This window comes from Mycobacterium pinniadriaticum (assembly GCF_026242045.1).
GTDB classification, from domain to species: Bacteria; Actinomycetota; Actinomycetes; order Mycobacteriales; family Mycobacteriaceae; genus Mycobacterium; species Mycobacterium pinniadriaticum.
The window spans coordinates 26,137-46,579 of sequence record NZ_JAPJDO010000012.1; the positions used below are offsets into that span (position 1 = coordinate 26,137).

The window sequence follows — 20,443 nt, forward strand, 5'->3', positions numbered from 1 at the left end:
GCGGGCGCCAACCGTGCAACAGCGATCACCGACGACCGCTGATCAGGGCTTTGGCGATATTGCGCCGAAGGACTTCGCCGCTGCCGTCCGCGATCCGAATGATGCGAGCCTGATGCCATCCGTCATAAAGCCGCATCTCATTCGTTAGCCCCATCCCACCGTGGACCTGCATGCATCGCTCATAGACCCGAGAGCACATTTCGGTCGCGAACACCTTCGCCATCGCCACTTCATGGTGGGCTGGGCCACCTGCCTCGATGCGTGCGGCGCAGTCGCGAGCCATCGTGTCAGCGGCGTAGATCTCGATGGCGCAGTCCGCTAGGGGAAAGGACACGCCCTGGTAGTCGCCGATGGGATGGCCGAATGTCCTACGCACGCCGGCATAGCTGGCGGCCTGGTCCAACGCCCACTTGGACAGGCCGACCGAGCGCCCGCAGTTATACAGACGCCCTGTCGTCACACCCCCCAGCGCCAACGCGAATCCTTGGTCCAACTTCCCCACCAGCGCATCGGCGGGGACACGAACATCAGTGAAGCTGATGATCCCCTCGTGGCCGCCGGCCTGCCCGAACAACTTGATGACGCTGTCGACGGCGAACCCGGGCCCGCTCGTCGGTACGAGGAAGCAACTGATGCCGCCCGTCCGCTGCTTACGCAACTCGCCGTCGGTCACGGCCCACACAAAGACCCAGTCGGCTTCAGGCGAGTTGGTAATCCACTGTTTGGTGCCGTTGATGATCCACGAGTCACCGTCGGCACGTGCGGTGGTGGTCATGGCCCACGCGTCAGTGCCGGCGTTGGGCTCGGACATGCCAAAGCAACTCGTCGTGACACCCTTCACGTAGTCCGGCAGCATCCGCTCCTGTGCGGTGGGCGTCAGTGCCGAGCACAGCAGGCTGGGCCCGTAGCTCCAGTGCGCCACACTCGCGAATGGCAAGACGCGGCCGGGACCGTACCGGGCGTACAGATGGCGCCACACCTCATAGAGGAGTTCAGCGCCACCACCGCCGCCACCGATGTCTTCGGGCGCCAGCATTGTGTAGTAGCCCGCCTCAGCGGCTCGCTCACGCACCTCACGCAGTAGCGTCTTCACAGCCGGCGAGTACGCCCCGTCGGCGCCATAGAAGCGCCGCCCACAGTCGAACAAGTCTTGGTTTTTGTCCTCCAGCGGAACAACGACAGAGTCGACGAACTCCGAGAGTCCTTCAAGGATGTCGTCGTACCGGCTTGTCATCGCATCGCCTGTCCCCGCGCTGGCTCAACGCAGGTCATCTCGCGCGAGCCGAATTCGGCTCGATACATCGTCTCGGCCACTGACACCTCTCCTAGATGGTCTCGGACTCAGCCTCAAGGGATTACCAAACGTTTGGCGCCAAACCTAGGGTGCGACCGAGCACCCGTCAAGCGCACCTGAATCCGACGCCAATTCAGTACTTTTCGACCCACCAACAAGATGCTATGGTCTGAACCATACGTTTGGTTAGGAGGCCACGGTGGCGGTACCCATGTTCGACGCAGACCAGCACTATTACGAGACTGACGATGCGTTCACCCGATATCTGCCGAAGCAGTTTCTCGATGAGAACCGCGCAGTTCGGGTTGTACGTACCCCCGATCGCCCCGAGGGACGCATCTTCTTCGGCGAGGACAAGGTCACTTTTTTTGGCGTCAATCCCGTGGACGCCATCGGGTGGCCCGGCCAGCTACTCGAGTACTTCAAGCAGGGTGGCGGCAAGGGCGACGCCGTCACCGGTAACGTGCGAGCCGACGACATTCCCGAATCCCGCCACCGTGATCTGCGGCTGAGGTGGATGGTTGAACACGGCGTCGTGGGAACCCTGATGTTCCCAACGACGGCGGTCGGCGTGGAATACCAACTGCAATGCGACGTCCCCGCGCTCAACGCGACCCTGACAGCGTTCAACCGGTGGATCGAGGAGGAGTGGGGATTCGGTAGTCCAGAGTCCCCGATCTACAGTGCGCCCCTGCTCAACCTCACCGACATCGACTGGGCTGTCGCCGAATTGGAACGCGTCATCGCCCAAGGCGCCAAGCTCGTCCACCTGCGACCTGGCCCGGTCGGGGGCAAGCGGTCACCCGCCGACCCGGCACACGATGGGTTCTGGGCCCGCTGCGCTGAGGCCGAGATCCCGGTCGACTTCCACCTGGGTAACAGCGGTGAGAGTGTCTACTACTCCGCTTTGTGGGGTGAGACGCCTAGTGCACCTCAGCATCGGTTCTCGCCCTTCCAGCGTGTGACCAGCTTTGGTGAACGCGCCATCTCGGACACGCTCTTAGCGCTGGTGACTCATAACTTGTTCGGACGCGTACCGAATCTCACGGTGATGTCGATCGAACACGGCAGCGAGTGGGTCGGCCCGCTGCTCAAGAAGATGGACCGTGCTGCCCGCATGTGCGGTCCAAAGGACTGGACCTACGGTGTCTTGACTGAGCGTCCACGCGAGATCTTCAAGCGTCACGTCAAGGTGGCTCCGTTCCCGGAAGACAACATCCTCGGGTTGATCGAGCTCATCGGCGAAGACGCGGTTGTCGCGGGTTCGGACTGGCCGCACCCAGAGGGTGAGGTAGTTCCACTTGACTTTGCCGCACGCATCGAGGGCAAGGTTCCGGACCACACTTACCTCAAGGTGATGCACGACAATGTCGCCAAAGTGCTCGGGTTACCCGCGCTCCAGACTGCCTCTGCCGTGACAACAGACGTTCAGCCGAACTGACCCATCGGTGGTCGCGGGGCCTCGGCGGCCTGCGCCGTCACATCCTCAACGTAAGTAGGAATGTTCTTATGAGCCGGTTCGAGGCTAGCGCGGCCGACGGCCGTGCAATTCTGAGTCGGCTGCCCGGGACACTGAAGAGCGTGTCGGATGCTAAGGCTACGAAGCCAGTTCGCGCCTTGGGAGCGTTCTTCACGATGGCGCTGCAGGTGTTGGTGTCGATACCGCGCCGGCCGTTTGCGTGGCAGGAATTCCTGTTGCAGTCATGGTTTGTCGCACGAGTCTCGATGTTGCCCACGTTGATGTTGGCAATCCCGTTTACGGTTCTGATGGTCTTCACATTCAACATCCTCTTGGTTGAGTTCGGCGCTGCGGACTATTCAGGCACCGGGGCCGCCTATGGCACGGTGACCCAGATCGGTCCTGTGGTGACGGTGCTGGTGGTCTCCGGCGCGGGCGCGACGGCCATGTGCGCCGACTTGGGTGCACGCACTATTAGGGACGAGCTCGACGCCTTGCGCGTCATGGGCGTCAATCCAATTCAAGCGTTAGTCGTGCCTCGCGTGCTCGCCGCAACGGTGGTGGCGACCCTGTTGTCGTCAGTGGTGATTCTTGTTGGTCTGGTCGGTAGCTTCGTCTTTTCCGTCTTCGTCCAGCATGTGACACCGGGGTCGTTCGTCGGCGGGTTGACGGTCATCACGAAGGCCCCGGACGTGGTGATCTCGTTGATCAAGTCCACACTATTCGGCCTGGCCGCCGGATTGATCGCCTGCTACAAGGGCATTTCCGCCGGCGGCGGCCCGGCGGGAGTAGGCAATGCCGTGAATGAGACGGTCGTGTACACCTTCATGGCCCTGTTTGCGATCAACATCATTGCAACTGCGGTCGGGGTGAAGGCGACACTATGAGCGGTAGCGTCCCCGGCACGGGCTACCCACGGATCTGGCGCACCGCCACGGGTTGGGTTGACGGTCTCTCTCGAATCGGTACCCAGGCACGCTTCTATTTCCAGACCTTGGCCGCAATCCGCGACGCCCTGGTGCACTACAAGGCTGAAACAGTGCGATTGATCGCCCAAATGGGCATGGGCACAGGAGCTTTGGCAATAGTCGGCGGCACCGTCGTGATCGTTGGGTTCCTCACACTCTCCACGGGGGCGCTCGTGGCAGTGCAGGGCTATAACCAGTTCGCCAACGTCGGCGTCGAAGCGTTGACAGGATTCGCGTCGGCGTACTTCAACGTTCGGCTGATCGCACCGATCATCGCCGGCATCGGTTTGGCCGCCACCATCGGTGCCGGCGCCACCGCCCAGCTGGGCGCCATGCGGATCAACGAGGAGATCGATGCGTTGGAAGTGATGGGTGTGCGCTCGGTCGCCTACCTGGCATCAAACCGGGTGCTGGCCGGAGTGATCGTGGTGATGCCGCTGTACTGCGTCGCAATGCTCACATCCTTCTTGGCGGCCCGTTTCGGCACGACCTTTGTGTACGGCCAGTCGAGCGGTGTCTATGACCACTACTTCAATACGTTCCTGAACCCAACCGACATCATTTGGTCTTTCTTCCAAGCAGTCTTGATGGCAACCGTGATCATGCTGGTACATACCTACTACGGGTTCACCGCCTCGGGTGGACCCGCGGGTGTGGGTGAGGCAGTCGGGCGCGCGGTCCGCACTTCGATGATTTCGGCGGTGCTCGTCGTCTTGTTCGTTTCGCTGGCCATCTACGGCCAGTCCGGAAATTTCCACCTGTCGGGATAGTTGGATGGCAAGTAAACAGCGTGGCCACGGTGTGCACCCCTTGTGGTGGACTGCGGTGCTGTTCGCAACCGTCATTGGATTCGTGCTGCTATGTTCAGGCCTTTTCGCGGGGACGTTTCGCAGCTATGTACCGATTACTTTGACCGCGGATCGCACCGGTCTGGTGATGGAATCCGGTGCGCAAGTGAAGATGCGCGGCGTCGAAGTTGGTCGAGTCGCAGGGGTCATCGGCGGCGCCGAGCCCGTAAGCCTGAAGTTAGAGATCTTCCCCGACCAAGTCCAACACATCCCGGCCAATGTCGGTGCCGAGATCAAGGCCACCACGGCCTTCGGCGCCAAATACGTCGAATTGATCTTCCCGGCAGACCCCAGCGCTAAGCGATTGGCCGCGGGTGCTGTGCTTTGGTCACGCAATGTCGGCACTGAAGTCAACACGGTTTTCGACAACCTCATGGGCATCTTGGATCAGGTCGATGTACCCAAGCTCAATGCGGTGCTGACTGCGCTTGCCGACGGAGTACGTGGTCAGGGTGAGCGAATTGGTGCGGCGACAACAGATGCCAACCAAGTGCTGATCGCACTCAATCCCCGGATGTCCACCGTGGCAGCGAATTTGAGGTCATTCACGGGATTCAGCGATGCCTACAGCGCCGCGGCTCACGACATACTCGCCGCGCTGGACGCCGCGAGTACGACCAGCGTGACGATAACCGATCATGGCGGAGGTCTAGATGCGTTGCTGTTGAACGTAATTGGACTATCCAACTCCGGCATCAAGCTGCTTGCACCCAACACGGACAACTTTGTCAACGCCATTGACGTCCTCGAACCGACAACGAGCCTGCTGCTCAAATACAACCCCGAATACACGTGCATGATCCAGGGTGCCAAGCTCTACCTGGACAAGGGCGGAGATCAGTGGTTCGGGGGTAACGGCCGCAGCACAATCTTGGACATCGGCCTCACGTTTGGCGATGACCTCTACCGGTATCCGGACAACCTACCGATCGTTGCGGCCAAGGGCGGGCCAGGCGGCAAACCCGGCTGCGGTTCGCTGCCGGATGTCGCCAATAACTTTCCCGTGCGCCAACTGATCACCAACACAGGATGGGGCACTGGGCTGGACTGGCGACCCAACCCGGGGATCGGTCAGACGTGTTCGGTCGACTATTTCCCGGTCACGCGTGCAATACCAGAACCGCCGCATCTCGGCCAGTGCCTGGACGGGCCAGCACCCGGACCCAAGCCTTCCTATCCTGGCGGACCGCCTTTTGGGGCTCCGTGGTACGCCACGGATGGGACCCCGCTCTACCCCGGTCTACCTGCCGCGCCGACTACGGGCACCGCGCCAGCGGCGCCGTGACGCGCCAGATTCGAAGGATGCCGAACATGAATCACAACTTGCGACGCGCCGCGATCAGTTTCGTCATATTCGCGATTGTCTGCACACTTGGCACGTTCGCTCTGCTGGCAGTGTTCTCACAGTTTCGGTTAGCCGAGGATCAACGCTATCGCGCCGAGTTCAGCGACGTCAGCGGTTTGGCCGTCGGCGACTTTGTCCGCATCGCCGGCGTTGAGGTCGGCAAGGTCACGACGATCTCCATCACCTCGAAATCGTCAGCCCTGGTCGAGTTTTCGGCTGATCTCACGGTAGTGCTCACCCAGAGCACCAAAGCCGCGGTTCGGTGGGCGAACCCGATCGGTGACCGGTACTTGGCATTGTTGGAGGGTCCGGGCGTCGCCAAACGACTCAACCCCGGCAATACCATAGCAATAACAAACACCGAGCCCGCTCTGGACCTCGACACCTTACTGGGCGGGTTCCGACCACTGTTCCGGGCACTGGATCCACAGCAGGTGAACGCGTTGTCGGGCCAATTGATTACCGCCTTCCAAGGCGAAGGTGCAACCATCGGCTCGTTCCTAGAGCAGACCGCGGCAGCGACCAACACACTTGCTGACCGCGATGAGCTGATCGGACAGGTGATCAGCAACCTCAACACGGTGATGGCATCGGTCGGCGATCAAAGCGGCCAGTTCGCCAAGGCCGTTGACTCGCTATCGGAGCTCGTTCAGGGATTGTCGGCGCGCAGATCAGATCTCATCAATGCTGTCACGTATACCAATGCCGCATCAGCGACCATCGCTGACCTTCTGGTACACACCCGGACGCCGTTGAAAGACACTGTGACACAATCTGATCGCGTGACTTCGATCGTTGACGGCGATCAGGCCTGGTTCGATGACTTTCTCAGAACACTGCCCGATTCCTACAGAACCCTCAGCCGATTGGGCATCATGGGCGACTTTTTCACCTTTTATCTGTGCGACTTGCTGTTGAAGGTCAACGGAAAAGGGGGACAACCGGTCTACGTCAAACTGGCCGGGCAGGATACCGGGCGGTGCGCGCCAAAATGAGAGGGAGTTTCGTTGAGCGCAACCCGTTCGTCGTCGGCGCTGTTGGCATTGTGTTGACAGGTGCAATCGCGGTGACGGCTCTGCAGTACGACAAGTTGCCCTTCATCAATCGCGTCAATCATTACTCGGCATATTTCGCTGAGGCCGGCGGACTTAGATCGGGTGCCGCCGTGCAGGTGGCAGGCTATCGAGTCGGCGAAGTGTCCTCAGTCGACCTGGATGGCTCTCGAGTGCTAGTCAGGTTTGACGTCGACGATGGCGTACGCCTCGGTGAATACACAGAGGCGAACATCAGGACCAAAAGCCTTCTGGGCTCTAAGGTTCTCGAAATCACACCCCGCGGCGACGGTGACCTGACGGCGACCATTCCCGTCGAACGAACCAGGGCGCCCTATCAGCTGCCTGACGCCCTCGGTGACCTCTCGGCCACCATTAGTGGACTGGATACCGATTCGGTCTCCGCCGCCCTGGCCACCCTGGCGGATACATTCCAGGACACGCCTCCGGATCTGAAGCTCGCGGTGCAGGGTGTGGCGCGGTTCGCTGAAACGTTGGATGCCCGCGACGGGGCGCTGCGGAATCTGCTGTCCAACACCAGCAAAGTCACCGCGGTACTGTCGGAACGTGCCGACGAGGTGGCGAAGCTGATCGCCAACAGCGACGCGTTGCTGAGCGAGCTACGGACCCAGAGCACAGCACTGGAGCAGATCTCGGGCAACCTGTCCTTCCTGGCCCAGCAATTGTCGGGTTTCATCAGCGACAACAAGACTCAACTTCGTCCCGCACTGGACAAACTCAACGACGTCCTGTCCATGGTTGACAACCGCAAGGCTGGACTGCAACAGGCGATCAAGTATCTCAATCAGTATGCGATGTCGCTGGGAGAATCCGTCGCCTCGGGCCCGTTCTTCAAGGCCTACATCGTGAACCTGCTACCTGGCCAATTCGTGCAGCCGTTCATCGACGCGGCGTTCTCCGACTTGGGTCTGGATCCCAACGTGCTCCTACCGTCACAACGAACCGATCCCCAGACCGGTCAACCGGCCACCCCGCCGCTGCCGATGCCCTACCCGCGCACCGGTCAAGGCGGTGAACCACATCTCTCCCTTCCCGAGGCGATCACCGGCAATCCAGCCGATCCGCGCTACCCCTACCGGCAGCCGCTTGCTGCTCCACCGCCTGGAGGTCCGCCGCCGGGCCCACCTGCACCGCCGCCCGGCCAGCAACCGGCTCTCCAGCCGCCACCCTCATCGGCGTCTGAACCGGCCGGCGATGGGCTGCCACACGCAGCTGGCCCATCAACCGCGGAGGGAGGACAGTGATGCGGTCACGTCGTCGACTACGCAATGGGTTACGAATCGGGCTCGCACTGCTGCTTGTGGGCGGCGCCGTGGTCACGTGCCGTGTCCACGACACCAACGACAAGACCCGTATTGTGGCGTACTTCGACAACAGCAATGGCTTGTTCGCGGGCGACGAGGTGCGCATCCTGGGCGTACCGGTGGGTGCTATCGACGCGATCGAACCGCAGCCCGAACAGGTCAAAATCACGTTCTGGGTCCACAACAGGTACAAGGTGCCGGCCGACGCGAAGGCCGCGATCGTATCCCCGCAGTTGGTCACCTCGCGCGCAATCCAGCTCACCCCGGCCTACACGAGCGGGGCGGTGATGCCCGACGGCGCGATCATCCCGCAGACCCGCACTGCTGTTCCACTCGAGTGGGATGACCTTCGCCAACAACTCGAAAAGCTCACTACCGCCTTACAGCCGACCCAGCCCGGCGGTGTGAGCACGCTAGGCGCATTCATCAACACCTCCGCAGATAACCTCCGCGGTCAAGGCGCTAACATCCGCGACACCATCATCAAGATGTCGCAAGCCTTGTCCATCCTCGGCGATCACAGCAACGACATCTTCTCCAGCATCAAGAACCTGTCCACCGTCGTATCCGCGCTGCAGGATAGCGCCACGTTGCTTAAACAGCTCAACGTGAACATGGCTGTGGTGACCGCGGCGGTAGACGGCACACCCGATGCGGTCGGCAACGCAGTCAAAGACATCAACGACGTCGTCGGTGACACGACTCGATTCATTGCAGATAACCGCGAGTCCATTGGCACGACCACAGACAAGCTCGCCTCGATCACGACCGCCGTGCAACAGAGCATCGACGATATCGAGCAGTCACTACATCTGTTCCCGAACGCATTCCAGAACTTCGTGAACATCTACCAGCCGACACAGCAGGGCCTGACGGGTGCACTAGTGATGAACAACTTCGCCAACCCAATCTCGTTCCTATGCGGGGGAATCCAGGCCGCGTCCAAGCTCAACGCCGAACAATCCGCCAAGCTTTGCGTGCAATACCTGGCGCCAATCGTCAAGAATCGCCAATACAACTTCCCTCCGCTGGGCTCGAACTACGTCGTCGGTGCAGGAGCGCGCCCCAATGAAGTGACCTACAGCGAGAACTGGATGCGCCCCGACTACACCACTCCCAGGTCGACCTCGCCAACCGAAACGCCCCTCACCGGAGCCCCACTAGCAGCCGAAGCAGCACCCTCAACGAACCCGGATACCAGTGCCCTACCGCCTGCCGACTCCCAATCGACCGACCCGTCGTCCGGTCTGCCCGGCATGATGGTGCCACAGGGCGGCGGCTCATAAGATGCGCGCTAGACGGAAACAACGATGGCATGCGGTAATCAGTGCACCTCTGCTCGCGGTAATCGCCACATCGTCGGGCTGCGAATGGCGGGGTCTAAACGCGTTGCCGTTACCCGGAACTCAAGGCGGTGGCCCCGGGTCGTTCCTGATACAAGCACAGCTGCCTGACGTCGGCTACATCCAGCAGAACTCCAGAGTTCGGATCGCCGATGCCAATGTAGGAACAATCACCAAGATTGAGCGCGAAGGCTGGCATGCATTGGTCACGATGAGGCTCAACGGCGACGTCGACCTGCCCGCGAACGCCACGGCCAAGGTCGGCCAAACGAGCCTCTTGGGTTCTCTGCACATAGAACTGGGCCCTCCGACCGACACACCACCGAAAGGCAAATTGCACGACGGCTCACTCATTCCCCTGGACAGATCAGGCGCCTACCCGAGTACCGATGAGACACTGGGGGCGCTGTCAATGCTGCTCAATGGTGGCGGGATCGGCCAGATGCAGGACATCACTGCGGCATTCGCAACAGCATTCGCCGGCCGCGTGGCGGATCTGCGCAGTCTGATCGAACAAATCGATCAGTTCGTGGCTCACCTGAATGCCGAAACCGGAGACATTATCGCCGCCACGGACAGCTTCAACAAACTCGTCGGCCAGTTCTCTGACCAAAAACCGGTGTTGGACAGGGCTATACGTACGATTCCGGATGCGCTGGCAGTCTTGGCTGCCCAGCGCGGCACCCTAGTCGAGGCGCTTGACGCGTTCGGCAAGTTCAGTGCGCTGGCTGCCCACGCCGTCAACCAGTCCAAGAGCAATCTTGTTGAGGAGCTCAAAGACGTTGCACCTGTGTTGCATTCGCTGGCTGATGCCGGACCAGATCTGACCCGCTCACTGGACTTTCTGTCTACCCTGCCATGGCCAAAGAAGAACCTCGACAAGTGGGTGCGCGGAGAATATGGCAATCTTACCGGAATCGTCGACCTGACACTCAGCCGGCTCGACAGCTCCTTCTTCACCGGCACCCGGTGGGAAGGAAAATTGACGGAACTCGAATTGCAGTGGGGCCGCACGATAGGTCAACTCCCCAGTCCCTATACAGCCGGCAACCCTTTGGTCGCCCCCTATCACCTCGATCAGGGGCCGTAACGTGCGACAAAGCAAATGGGTCAAAATCCAACTTGCAATCTTCGTCACGGTCGCCGTGGTAGCCGGAGCGGTGATGATCTTCGGATACATCAGAGTGCCAGCGCTATTCGGGGTAGGCCACTACACGGTCACCATGCAGCTAGCGCAAGCCGGTGGACTCTATGAGAGGGCCAACGTCACCTATCGCGGCACCGAAGTCGGCCGAGTCACTTCTATCCGCCTCACCCCCGCCGGAGTGGACGCGGTGCTGTCGTTACGGTCCGATGTACCTATCCCCTCCGACCTGGACGCTCAAGTGCACAGTACGTCCGCGATCGGCGAGCAGTACGTCGCGCTAGTACCACGTAGCAACACCGCCCCATCTCTCAAAGACAGTGACGTCATACCGATGGGCCGCACGTCGGTACCGCCCGATATCAACGCTCTGCTGGATGCAACCAACCGTGGCCTGAGAGCGATACCGCGGGACAGCCTGAAGACGGCCATCGACGAAAGCTACACCGCTGTCGGAGGATTAGGCCCGGAGATCTCCCGGATCGTCAGAGGCTCCACCCAATTAGCCATCGACGCACGCGCCAACCTCGACCCCCTTGTCCAGCTGATCGATCGGTCCCAGCCGCTACTGGATTCACAGACCGACACCGCCGACTCCATCCACTCCTGGGCCGCACACCTCGCCAATCTCACACGCCAACTGAAGTCCAACGATTCCGCGCTCGGCAGTCTGCTTGAAGGTGGCGGACAGGCTGCCAGCGAGGCTCGCCAGCTGATCGACCGCCTCCAGCCGACGCTGCCGGTGTTGCTAGCCAATCTCGTCAGCGTCGGCCAGCTCGCACTCACCTACCAGCCGGCCATCGAGCAGCTTCTGGTACTGCTTCCCATGGGGGTAGGAATCATGGCTAACGGTGCGGTCGCCAACAGGGACACCAAAGGACTGGGCGGCTATGTCCTTGCGTTCAACCTCAACCTCAACCTTCCCCCAGCCTGCACAACCGGCTATCTACCCGCCCAACAACAGCGGATACCGACCTTGCAAGACAGCCCTGAGCCGCCCCACGGTGACCTCTACTGCCGCATACCCCAGGACTCATGGTTGGCAGTACGGGGTGCGCGCAACACGCCTTGCCTCACCAACCCTGGTAAGCGCGCCCCCATGGCAAAGATGTGCAAGTCCGACGAGCAGTACGTCCCGCTCAACGACGGCTCCAACTGGAAGGGTGACCCGAACGGAACTCTCACGGGCCAAGACGTCGTCGAGCAACCGCCCAATTCACTGCCAGCGTCCGCAGCGCCCCCGCTCCCTCCGATCGCCGTCACCTATTACGACCCTGCAACGGGAAGCTACGTCGGACCGGACGGCCGAACGTACACGCATTCCGACCTGGCCCAAAACGGTGGACAGCGGACATGGCAGAGCATGCTGACACCCCCAACCGGCAATTGAAAGACTGAGCTTCTGTCAGAACTAGCCCGACCCCGATCGGGCGATCCACTGTTCATGAGAGTCTTGCGGGACACGTTGTGGGGCAGGAAGGCTCGGCAAGATCATGGCGACGAGAAAACTGCACAGGCCCGAGATAGATCGCGTGGAAGTGGTCAACGGTGCAACTGGTGAAAGTGCTCATCGTGCGTGGTTCCTTCATCTGCATGCCGGTTTCGCCATACGGTGTCCAGAGCGTGGTCAGGATGCGCGTCCCGATTCGTGGATCGCCGAGCGTGATCGTGTCGCCGCCGATCGCGGCCCCACCGTATGCCACCGGCGCGGACACCGCACCTCGTGGACCGGTCTCTCATACACGGCGTGGTCGGCGGCTGTCAGCCTCGCCAGGTGTGCACCGTATCGGTTCCTGGTCTGTGCGGTCAGCATGATCGGGGTTGCCACCGGGCCCGCGTGGCCGAGTGCCACCGTGCTGCTGCGCGGTGCGGTTAGGCCTTGCAACGTCTATACCGACGCAGAGTACTTCCGTACAAGTTGCTGTTTGTAGAGCTTGCCGGTGTCGGTTCGGGGCAGCTGCTCCTCGAAGGACAGCGAACGCGGACATTTGTAGTGCGCCATTCGATTCCGGAGCCAATCAAGAAGTTCCCCGGCGACCTGCTCAGTGGCATCGGCCGGGTCGACCGTCTGCACCACGCCTTTGACCGCCTGGCCCATTTCGTCGTCCGGCACGCCGAATACCGCGGCGTCGAGCACCTTGGGGTGGGTGATCAGGAGATCCTCGGCCTCTTGCGGGTAGATGTTCACCCCGCCCGAGATGATCATGTGGTGCCGGCGATCGGTGAGGTATAGGTAGCCGTCGTCGTCGAGGTATCCGATATCGCCCACCGTCACCCAGCCGTGCTCGTCGCGGGCCGCTGACGTCTTCGCTTCGTCGTTGAGGTACCGGAACGGCCGCCCGCCTTCGTAGAAGATTTCCCCCGGCTGGCCGGGCGGCAACTCCCGGCGACCCTCGTCGAGGATGTGCGGAATCCCCACCAGGGGCCGACCAACCGAGCCCGGGCGAGCCAGCCACTCCTCCGCCTTGATGAACGACGCACCGATTCCTTCGGAGGCGGCGTAGTACTCGTCGACGATCGGCCCCCACCACTGGATCATCTGCCTTTTGATTTCGACCGGGCAGGGGGCTGCAGCGTGCACTACCCGCTTCAGGCTGGAGACATCGTACGAATTTCGCACCGGCTCAGGCAGTTTCAGCAGCCGTACGAACATCGCGGGGACGAATTGGCCGTGCGTGATTCGGTAACGCTGGATACATTCGAGTGCGGCCTGCGGGTCAAACTTCTCCATCACGACGGTGGTACCGCCCACCGATTGCACCGCCATGGTCCACAGCGACGGTGCGGTGCGGTATAGCGGCGCCGGGTTCAGATAGACCGAGTCACAGGTGATTCCGACGGCGTCCAGCAAGGGCAACACACTGCCGGGGGCTTCTGCCGGCGACAGTTGCGTGAGCTCGCGGCGAATGCCCTTGGGTCTGCCGGTGGTTCCCGACGAATACTGCAGTAGGTCACCTTCGATTTCGTCGCTGATCGGCGTATATGGTTGTTCGGCAACGCATTCCGGATAACGTGCCCAGCCGTCGAGGTCGTCGTCGGCGATCAGCAAGTGCTGAGGCAGCCCGTTGACGAGGTGCTGGCCGAGGCGTTCGCAGACCGCGCGCGTAGCCCGCGATCCGAGCACCGCTTTGGCGCCGCTGTCGTCGACGATGTATGCGGCCTCGGCGGCCGTGAGGTGGGTGTTGATCAGTGCGTAATAGAGTCCGCTACGGCGGGCGGCCCACATCGCCGCATGCACGTGCTCGTTGTTCTCCAAGATCAACGCAACCACGTCACCCTTGCGCAGGCCGACCGCGCGCCAGTGGTGCGCGAGACGGTTGGCGCGCTCCTCGAGCTCGGCGAAATCGATGACCGTCCCTGTTGCGGCCAAGATCAGGGCGGGCTTGCCCGAGCTGACGTGTTCACGGATCTGCATGGCGCCATCATGGTGCGTACCGAGCGCACATCAATTACTGGGGGGGAGGAGCATATCCTGCCATGTCGGATTCGTCGGTGCGTTCTGCGCCAGATTGCCCTGGGTGTATGTGTTGCCGTCAGGTCCGACATACGAGCCGGTGGCCGGGTCGTATTCGGCAATCGCTACCGGTGGCTCCGCCGGGGCCGGGGGCGGTATTGCAGTCGAGCCCGGCGTACCCGGCGGCGGTTGCGGAATGGTTTGACCCGTGCTGGTTGCGTTGGGGTCGCCCTTCCAGTTGAGGCCGTCGTTGAGGGGGACGTAATTCTCGTCGCTCTCGCACATCTTGACCGTGGGAGCACGCTTGCCGGAGCGGGTCGCGCATGGGGTGTTACGTGCGCCGCGCACGTTGAACACCGAGTCCTGGGGCACTCGGCAGTACAGGTCACCTTCGGGACGGTCGGGGGAGTCCTGGAAGGCGGCCGATCGCCACTGCTGCGCGGGCAGGAAGCCGGTGGTGCAGGGCGGGGGCACATTGAAATTCAGGTTGAAGCTCAAGAACCCACCTTTGTAGGGCAAGTTGGTATCCCGGTCGGGAAGTGCGGTCGCTTGGACGTCTGCCGCGCCCTGGGGCAGCAGGACCAGGATTTGTTCGATGCCGTCTCGGTAAGCGACGCCGACCTCGCCTACGCTCACCAAGTTAGCCAACAGGATCGGCAGCGTCGGTTGCAGCCGCCGGATCAGCGCGCGGCCTGCTTCCGCGGTGGGCGCGCCCTGCTCGAGGATGCCTCGCACGGCTGGGTCCTGGTCCTTGAGCTGGCGACTGATGTCGGCGACGCGCGCCGCCCACGCCTGGACTTCATCGGATGTGTCGATCTGGCTCTGGAGCAACGGCGCGGAATTGTCGACGAGGTTGGTCAACTCGCTGAGATGCTTGCGGGCATCGCTCGCCAGTGTGGTGGAGCCTCTCACCAGCCGGGACAGCTCCGGTCCCAGCCCGCCGAATGCGGTGTAGGACTCGTCGACCGCGGTTTTCAGGTCGTCACGCGGTATCGCTTCCAGCCCGCGGTTTGTCGCGTCCAGCAACGAGTTGATGTCGGGCGGTACTCGGGTGTCGGTCCGCGGGATCACGTCGCCGTCCTTGAGCGGGGGCGCGTCGCTGGTCCGCGGGAGCAACGCGACATACTGTTCACCCACCGCGGAGGTACTGTGCACTGCCGCGGTGAGGTTCGAGGGGATCTTGACGTCCGACCGCAGTGAGAGCACCGCGACGACGCCGCTGTCGGTCAGATTGACGTCCTTTACCTCGCCGACCTCGCTGCCGCGATAGGTGACGTTGGCACGTTGGTAAAGCCCTCCCGCCTCCGGCAGCTCAACGGTCACCGTGTATTGCCCGACGCCAAACAGGAGTTGCGGCAGCTTGAGGTAGCCGAGTGCGATGACGGTGAGGGTGATCAGCGAAACTACGAGAAATATCGCCAATTGAATGCGGATCCGCCTGGTCATGTACATGTCGAGCTACGGCCCCTGGTCAAAGTTATATGGCGCGACGAGCGGATTGTCGCGGGTGTAGGGACTGGGCAGCTGCCCGATGGTGCGACCCCACTGCATCTCGAGTTCGGTCAGGTTTCCTTCCCATCGGGTCCCGGTGAAGTACGACGAGTCGAGTCGGCTCAGCGTGAAGTCGAAGACCGCGGTCAGATTGGCGTAGTCCCCGCGCATCCACTTCGAGAGCGTGTCTTTGGGGAACGGAAAAGTCGAGTAGAAGCCCAGCGAACGGGTCAACGCCGGCCCGGCATCTGCCAGCGACTGCAGCACTGGCCCGAGATCCTTTAGTTCCTTGACCAAATTGTCCTTGCTCTGGTTGATCGCATCGGCGGTCAGAGCACTGAACTTGCCGAATTGATCCAGTGCACCAGCGAGGTTGTCCCGCTGGTCCTTGAGCACACTGAGCGCGTCGGGAATGTTCTTGAGTGCCTTTTCCACCACCGGCTTCTCGGCGGCGAACTGACCCGCCAGGTTGTTCAGGCCGTCGATCGCCGCCAGGATGTCGTCGCTTTGATCGTTGAGCGACGCCATGAAGGTGTCTAGCTGCTGGATCAGGCTGCGCAGGTCGTCCTCGCGTCCGCCGAAGGCGGTGCTCAGGGCCTGGGTGATGTCTTGGATCTGTCCCAGCCCACCGCCGTTCAGGAGCAGCGAAACTGCCGCTAGCGTCTGTTCGGTATTCGGATAGCTGCCTCCCGACCGAAGCGGGATCAGCGACCCATCGTGTAACTTGCCCTCGGGCGGAACATCGGTGGGAGCCGCTAGTTCGACGTGTTTTGACCCGAGCAGACTGGTTTGGCCAATCGTTGCGGTGGCGTTGGCCGGCAGCTCGACTCCCCCATTGATCGTCATCGTCAGCTGTGCATGCCAACCTTGACGCTCGATCTTGGTGACGTTGCCAACAGTGACGTCACCGACGCGAACGCGCGAGTTCCGCTCGATGTTGTCAACATCGGGCAACTGCGCCTGGATTGTGTACGCACCAGGGCCGCGTCCTTGGGTGCCCGGGAGGGGCAGCGAGTTGGCGCCACGCCAGTTGCTGCACCCGGCTAGCACGAGGGCGACGAGGAGCATTGACGCGACGGTGATGGGGCGCAGACGGCGCGTCATCACGAGCGCCCTTCGCCCGCGACCATCAAACCCGGCAACCCATCGGCCGGGTTCGTCGATCGCGCCTCGGCAGCCAGGTCCGCACCGTTGACCGCAGGGGGCGGAATGTAGTCAGGCCGCATCCAGTCTTCGCTGTAGGTGACCTCGTTGGGCCGGGCCGAAGTACCGACGATGACGTTTTCGCCCAGCGGCGGGAAATTGAACTGTCGATTCTTGATGATCGGCGCGAGATACTGGGCGCACAGCTTGGCCGATTGTTCGGCGCCCATGCGTGAAGCGGCCTGAATCGCTCCGCATACGAAGCTGATCGGGTTGGCGAAGTTGTTGAACGCCACTGCGCCTGTCGGGCTGGCCTGTGCCGGTTGGTAACTGTTCAGGAAGTTCTGGAAGGCATTGGGCGCGATGTGTAGTGTCTGCTTGACGTCGTCGAGGCTGGCCGTCAGCGCCGTGGTGATCGACGCGAGTTTGTCCGACGTGGTTCCTAACGTCTCCTTATGCTCCAGCACGAAGCTCTGAACGTCACCGACCACCCCGTTGATCTCCGCTATCGCGTTGCCGACTTCGTCGGTGTCGTTCGACAGCAGACCGGTTACGTCGGCCAGGTTCTGGTTGAGTGCGCGCATCAGATCTGCGCTGCCCTGGAGTGCCGACACTAGCGTCGACAAATTCTTCACAGTGCTGAACAGGTCCGAACTGTGATCACCGAGGGCGGAAAACGCCTGCGATAGCTTGACGAGCGTCTCTCGAATGTTCGTGCCCTGGCCGCGCAGGTTGTCCGCGGTGGTACTGATGAACTGGCCCAGGGTGCTGGCACCACCCGGTTCGGTGGGCTGCAGGGTGTTGGTCAGCTTCTCGAGTTGTTGACGGAAGTCGTCCCATTCGACCGGAACTGCGGTGCGCTCCTGCGGAATCACCGCGCCTTCGCTCATTCTCGGTCCCTCGGTGTAGACCGGGGTGAGCTGAACCGCGCGCGCCGTCACCAGTGACGGCGACAGGATCACCGCATTCGCATTGGCCGGCACCGGAACACTACTGTCGTACCAGAATTCGACCTTGGCCCGCTCCGGCTGCGCCTCGATTCGCACGATCTTGCCGACCGCCACCCCGAGGACGCGCACCTCGTCGCCGACGTACATGCCGTTGGTGTTGGCAAAGTACGCGGTGACGTGGATCCGCTGCGGGTCACCCGAGGATCGGGTTACCGCGACGATGCCCGCGATGAGCAAGGCCACCAGCGGGATGGCAAGTGCGATTCTCGCGATTCGCGGACTCATCACTGACCACCTTCACCGGGTGCTGGTACCAGGAATGGTTCCGGCGGTGGTAGAGCGCCCCGCAAGTTCGGAGGCCCAGGGTCGGGCGGGCCCGGCGGCGGTCCGCCTGGCGGTGGCGCTGGCGGCGGCTCGCGGTAGGGATAGCGCGGATCGCCGGGGTTGCCGGTGATCGCGTCGGGCAGATTGAGTCTCGGTTCACCGCCTTGGCCTGTGCGTGGGAACGGCATGGGCAGAGCCGGAGTCCCGGGTTGCCCGACTTGCGGGTCGGACAGTTCCGACGGGAGCTTGGTGGCTGGATCCAGACCGAGGTCGGAGAACGCCGCGTCGATGAAGGGTTGAACGAATTGTCCGGGCAGCAGGTTGGCGAGATACGCCTTGAAAAACGGCCCGGTCGCCACTGACTCGCCCATCGACATCGCGAAGGCGTTCAACTTCTTGATCGACTGCTGCAACGCCTCTTTGCGGTTGTCGACGATCGTGAGTACCCCGTTGAGCTTGTCCAGCGCTGGTTTGAGGGTCTCCTTGTTCTCGGTGATGACACCCTTGAGCTGCTGGGCCAGCGCAGAGATGTTCCCCGAAATCTGGTCCAGCGCAGCGCTTTGCGTCCGCAATTGAGCGAGCAGCGAATTCGTGTCGGTGATCAGGCTCACTACCTGTTCGGTGCGTTCAGCCAGCACACTCGTCGTCTTTTCGCCGTTGGCTAACAGTTGACGCAACTGGGAATCACGCTTGTCGAGGGTGTCGGAGAACCGCGCCACACCCTCGACGGCGGTCTTCAATTTCAGCGGGGTGTCTTTGAAGGTGTCCGACAGTACCGCCAGTGACTGCGACAGTTGTTCGGTGTCCAAGCCGCTGATGGTGGAAGTCAATTCACCGAGGGCATCAGGCAATTGATACGCCGGCCGGGTTCGGTCGAGGGGGATCGGATCGGTCTGTTCGCCGTCCCCGCGCGGTGTTACCTCGAGGAACTTGGCCCCAAGAAGACTCTTGGTCTTGACTGCTGCCTCGCTGCGGTCCCCCACCCGGATGTCCTTGTTCATGTTGAACTTCACCAGAACCCGCGGCACGGCCAGCTCCACCGCCGTGACAGTCCCCACCTCATAGCCTTTGACCTGCACGGGCGCCCCTGGCTTCAGGCCGCCCGCCTCGGTGAAGTACGCCGAGTGTTCAGTGGTCCGATCCAGAAACGGCATGCGGTTCCAATTCAGTGAGATCAGCGCCAGTCCGAGGACCACTGCAACGCCGACCGCGCCGATGATGATCTCGTTGCGCTCCGTGAAGGATTTCATCGCGGCGCGCACCTCCCCGTGTCCTGGCCGGCTACCTTGATATAGACCGGGTTGCCGCCCTTCCCGTTGACTTTGAGCACGGCGTCGCAGAGGTAGAAGCTGAAGAAATCGCCGTAGAGTCCCTGGCGGCTGAGAATCTGGTAGGCCTCCGGCAATGTCTTAAGCAAGTTGTCGACGTAATCATGGTCGGCCACAACCAGACCCGCCGCCCGATCGGTCTCCAGAACGACTTTGGTCAGCGGGGCGCGAGCCTGCGCAAGCAGGCCGGTGATCGACCCCGCAGCCGCGTTGGTGTAGGCAACCGAGTTGCTGATGTCCTCTTTGCGGCCGGCCAGCGTCGATACCAGCTTGGACAGCGAGTCGACGGCCTTTGCAAACTGGCTGCTCTGATCTCCAACGGAACCCAGCACGGTGTTGAGGTTGATGATCACCTCGCCGATCAATCGGTCACGGTCGGCAAGGGTGTTGGTCAATGCAGCGGTCTGGGTGAAGAACGAACCGATGGTATCCCCCTGCCCCTCAAAGGCTTTCACCAGTTGACCGGTCAGCGCGTTGACCTGGTCGGGGTCCAGCGCACGGAACAGCGGGCGGAACCCACCGATCAGGGCGTCAAGGTCGAGGGCCGGCGACGTACGTGCCAGCGGAATGGTGTCGCCCGGCCGAAGTCGCTGCGTGCCACCCGTGCCTTCCTCGAGGCTGAGGTAGCGCCCGCCGATCAGGTCGTCGTAGCGGATGACGGCTCGGTTGCCTTCGGTGAGGACCACCGAGTCGTCGGCAGTGAACTCGACCGTTGGGGTGGAGCCGTTCTCCAGCGAAATCGTCTTGACCTTGCCAACTTCGACGCCAGCGATCCGGACGAACTGGCCAGTCTTCAGCCCGCTCACGTTCTCGAACTCGGCGTTGTAAGTCTTCTCCGCCTGAAAGCGCAACTGCGAGAAGATGGCAAACAGCGCGAAGATGCCGAAACCGCATGCCGCGAAGAAGACTGCTAGGCGCCAAATGGCGCCTCCCAGATTATCTCTCACATTATCGGCCTCTCATGGATACCTTGGC

General features: G+C 61.9%; 17 protein-coding genes. 9 read left to right on the top strand and 8 right to left on the bottom strand.

Annotated features, from left to right (window positions below; genetic code table 11):
- Nucleotides 1–25: 25 nt before the first annotated feature.
- The gene (locus ORI27_RS15580; protein ID WP_265997946.1) at nt 26–1,234 is read right to left on the bottom strand and encodes an acyl-CoA dehydrogenase family protein; all 1,209 of its coding nucleotides are present in this window, start codon (nt 1,232–1,234) and stop codon (nt 26–28) included.
- Between the two features lie 259 nt (nt 1,235–1,493).
- Here ORI27_RS15580 and ORI27_RS15585 point away from each other — a divergent pair, with 259 nt between their 5' ends.
- From ORI27_RS15585 to ORI27_RS15625, 9 genes are all read left to right on the top strand, one after another.
- Entirely contained in the window at nt 1,494–2,735 is a 1,242-nt protein-coding gene (locus ORI27_RS15585) for an amidohydrolase family protein (protein ID WP_265997945.1), read from the top strand.
- 194 nt (nt 2,736–2,929) lie between these two features.
- Nucleotides 2,930–3,640, top strand: coding sequence for an MlaE family ABC transporter permease (locus ORI27_RS15590; protein WP_265997974.1), 711 nt, complete (start codon nt 2,930–2,932; stop codon nt 3,638–3,640).
- The gene (locus ORI27_RS15595) at nt 3,637–4,491 is read left to right on the top strand and encodes an ABC transporter permease (RefSeq protein ID WP_265997944.1); all 855 of its coding nucleotides are present in this window, start codon (nt 3,637–3,639) and stop codon (nt 4,489–4,491) included. The genes ORI27_RS15590 and ORI27_RS15595 overlap by 4 nt, the downstream gene beginning before the upstream one ends.
- A 4-nt stretch (nt 4,492–4,495) precedes the next feature.
- Complete coding sequence (locus tag ORI27_RS15600; RefSeq protein WP_265997943.1) at nt 4,496–5,854, top strand: MCE family protein; 1,359 nt, start codon at nt 4,496–4,498, stop codon at nt 5,852–5,854.
- Nucleotides 5,855–5,880: 26 nt separating this feature from the next.
- The gene (locus tag ORI27_RS15605; protein ID WP_265997942.1) at nt 5,881–6,909 is read left to right on the top strand and encodes an MCE family protein; all 1,029 of its coding nucleotides are present in this window, start codon (nt 5,881–5,883) and stop codon (nt 6,907–6,909) included.
- Nucleotides 6,906–8,231, top strand: a complete 1,326-nt coding sequence (locus ORI27_RS15610) for an MCE family protein (RefSeq protein ID WP_265997973.1) — start codon at nt 6,906–6,908, stop codon at nt 8,229–8,231. Before ORI27_RS15605 ends, ORI27_RS15610 begins: the two co-directional genes overlap by 4 nt.
- The gene (locus ORI27_RS15615) at nt 8,231–9,577 is read left to right on the top strand and encodes an MCE family protein (protein ID WP_265997941.1); all 1,347 of its coding nucleotides are present in this window, start codon (nt 8,231–8,233) and stop codon (nt 9,575–9,577) included. Before ORI27_RS15610 ends, ORI27_RS15615 begins: the two co-directional genes overlap by 1 nt.
- Before the next feature lies 1 nt (nt 9,578).
- Nucleotides 9,579–10,724 carry an MCE family protein gene (locus ORI27_RS15620; RefSeq protein WP_265997940.1) on the top strand — a complete coding sequence of 382 codons (1,146 nt, stop codon included), beginning with the start codon at nt 9,579–9,581 and terminating at the stop codon, nt 10,722–10,724.
- A 1-nt stretch (nt 10,725) separates the two neighbouring features.
- The gene (locus ORI27_RS15625; protein WP_265997939.1) at nt 10,726–12,168 is read left to right on the top strand and encodes an MCE family protein; all 1,443 of its coding nucleotides are present in this window, start codon (nt 10,726–10,728) and stop codon (nt 12,166–12,168) included.
- Nucleotides 12,169–12,220: 52 nt separating this feature from the next.
- Here the strand turns inward: ORI27_RS15625 and ORI27_RS15630 are convergent, their stop codons facing one another.
- The 7 genes from ORI27_RS15630 to ORI27_RS15660 all read right to left on the bottom strand — a co-directional run bounded on the left by ORI27_RS15630 (nt 12,221) and on the right by ORI27_RS15660 (nt 20,415).
- Nucleotides 12,221–12,493, bottom strand: a complete 273-nt coding sequence (locus tag ORI27_RS15630; RefSeq protein WP_265997938.1) for a hypothetical protein — start codon at nt 12,491–12,493, stop codon at nt 12,221–12,223.
- A 173-nt stretch (nt 12,494–12,666) separates the two neighbouring features.
- Nucleotides 12,667–14,193 (bottom strand): fatty-acid--CoA ligase FadD4, encoded by a 1,527-nt coding sequence (gene fadD4 / locus ORI27_RS15635; RefSeq protein WP_265997937.1) that lies wholly within the window; start codon nt 14,191–14,193, stop codon nt 12,667–12,669.
- A 30-nt stretch (nt 14,194–14,223) separates the two neighbouring features.
- Nucleotides 14,224–15,684, bottom strand: coding sequence for an MCE family protein (locus ORI27_RS15640; RefSeq protein WP_265997936.1), 1,461 nt, complete (start codon nt 15,682–15,684; stop codon nt 14,224–14,226).
- A 6-nt stretch (nt 15,685–15,690) separates the two neighbouring features.
- Nucleotides 15,691–16,827 (bottom strand): virulence factor Mce family protein, encoded by a 1,137-nt coding sequence (locus tag ORI27_RS15645; RefSeq protein WP_265997935.1) that lies wholly within the window; start codon nt 16,825–16,827, stop codon nt 15,691–15,693.
- Nucleotides 16,827–18,101: an MCE family protein gene (locus ORI27_RS15650; RefSeq protein WP_265997934.1), complete on the bottom strand. Its 1,275-nt coding sequence runs from the start codon at nt 18,099–18,101 to the stop codon at nt 16,827–16,829. Before ORI27_RS15650 ends, ORI27_RS15645 begins: the two co-directional genes overlap by 1 nt.
- Nucleotides 18,101–19,390: an MCE family protein gene (locus ORI27_RS15655; protein ID WP_265997933.1), complete on the bottom strand. Its 1,290-nt coding sequence runs from the start codon at nt 19,388–19,390 to the stop codon at nt 18,101–18,103. Before ORI27_RS15655 ends, ORI27_RS15650 begins: the two co-directional genes overlap by 1 nt.
- The gene (locus ORI27_RS15660) at nt 19,387–20,415 is read right to left on the bottom strand and encodes an MCE family protein (RefSeq protein WP_265997932.1); all 1,029 of its coding nucleotides are present in this window, start codon (nt 20,413–20,415) and stop codon (nt 19,387–19,389) included. Before ORI27_RS15660 ends, ORI27_RS15655 begins: the two co-directional genes overlap by 4 nt.
- Between the last annotated feature and the right edge of the window lie 28 nt (nt 20,416–20,443).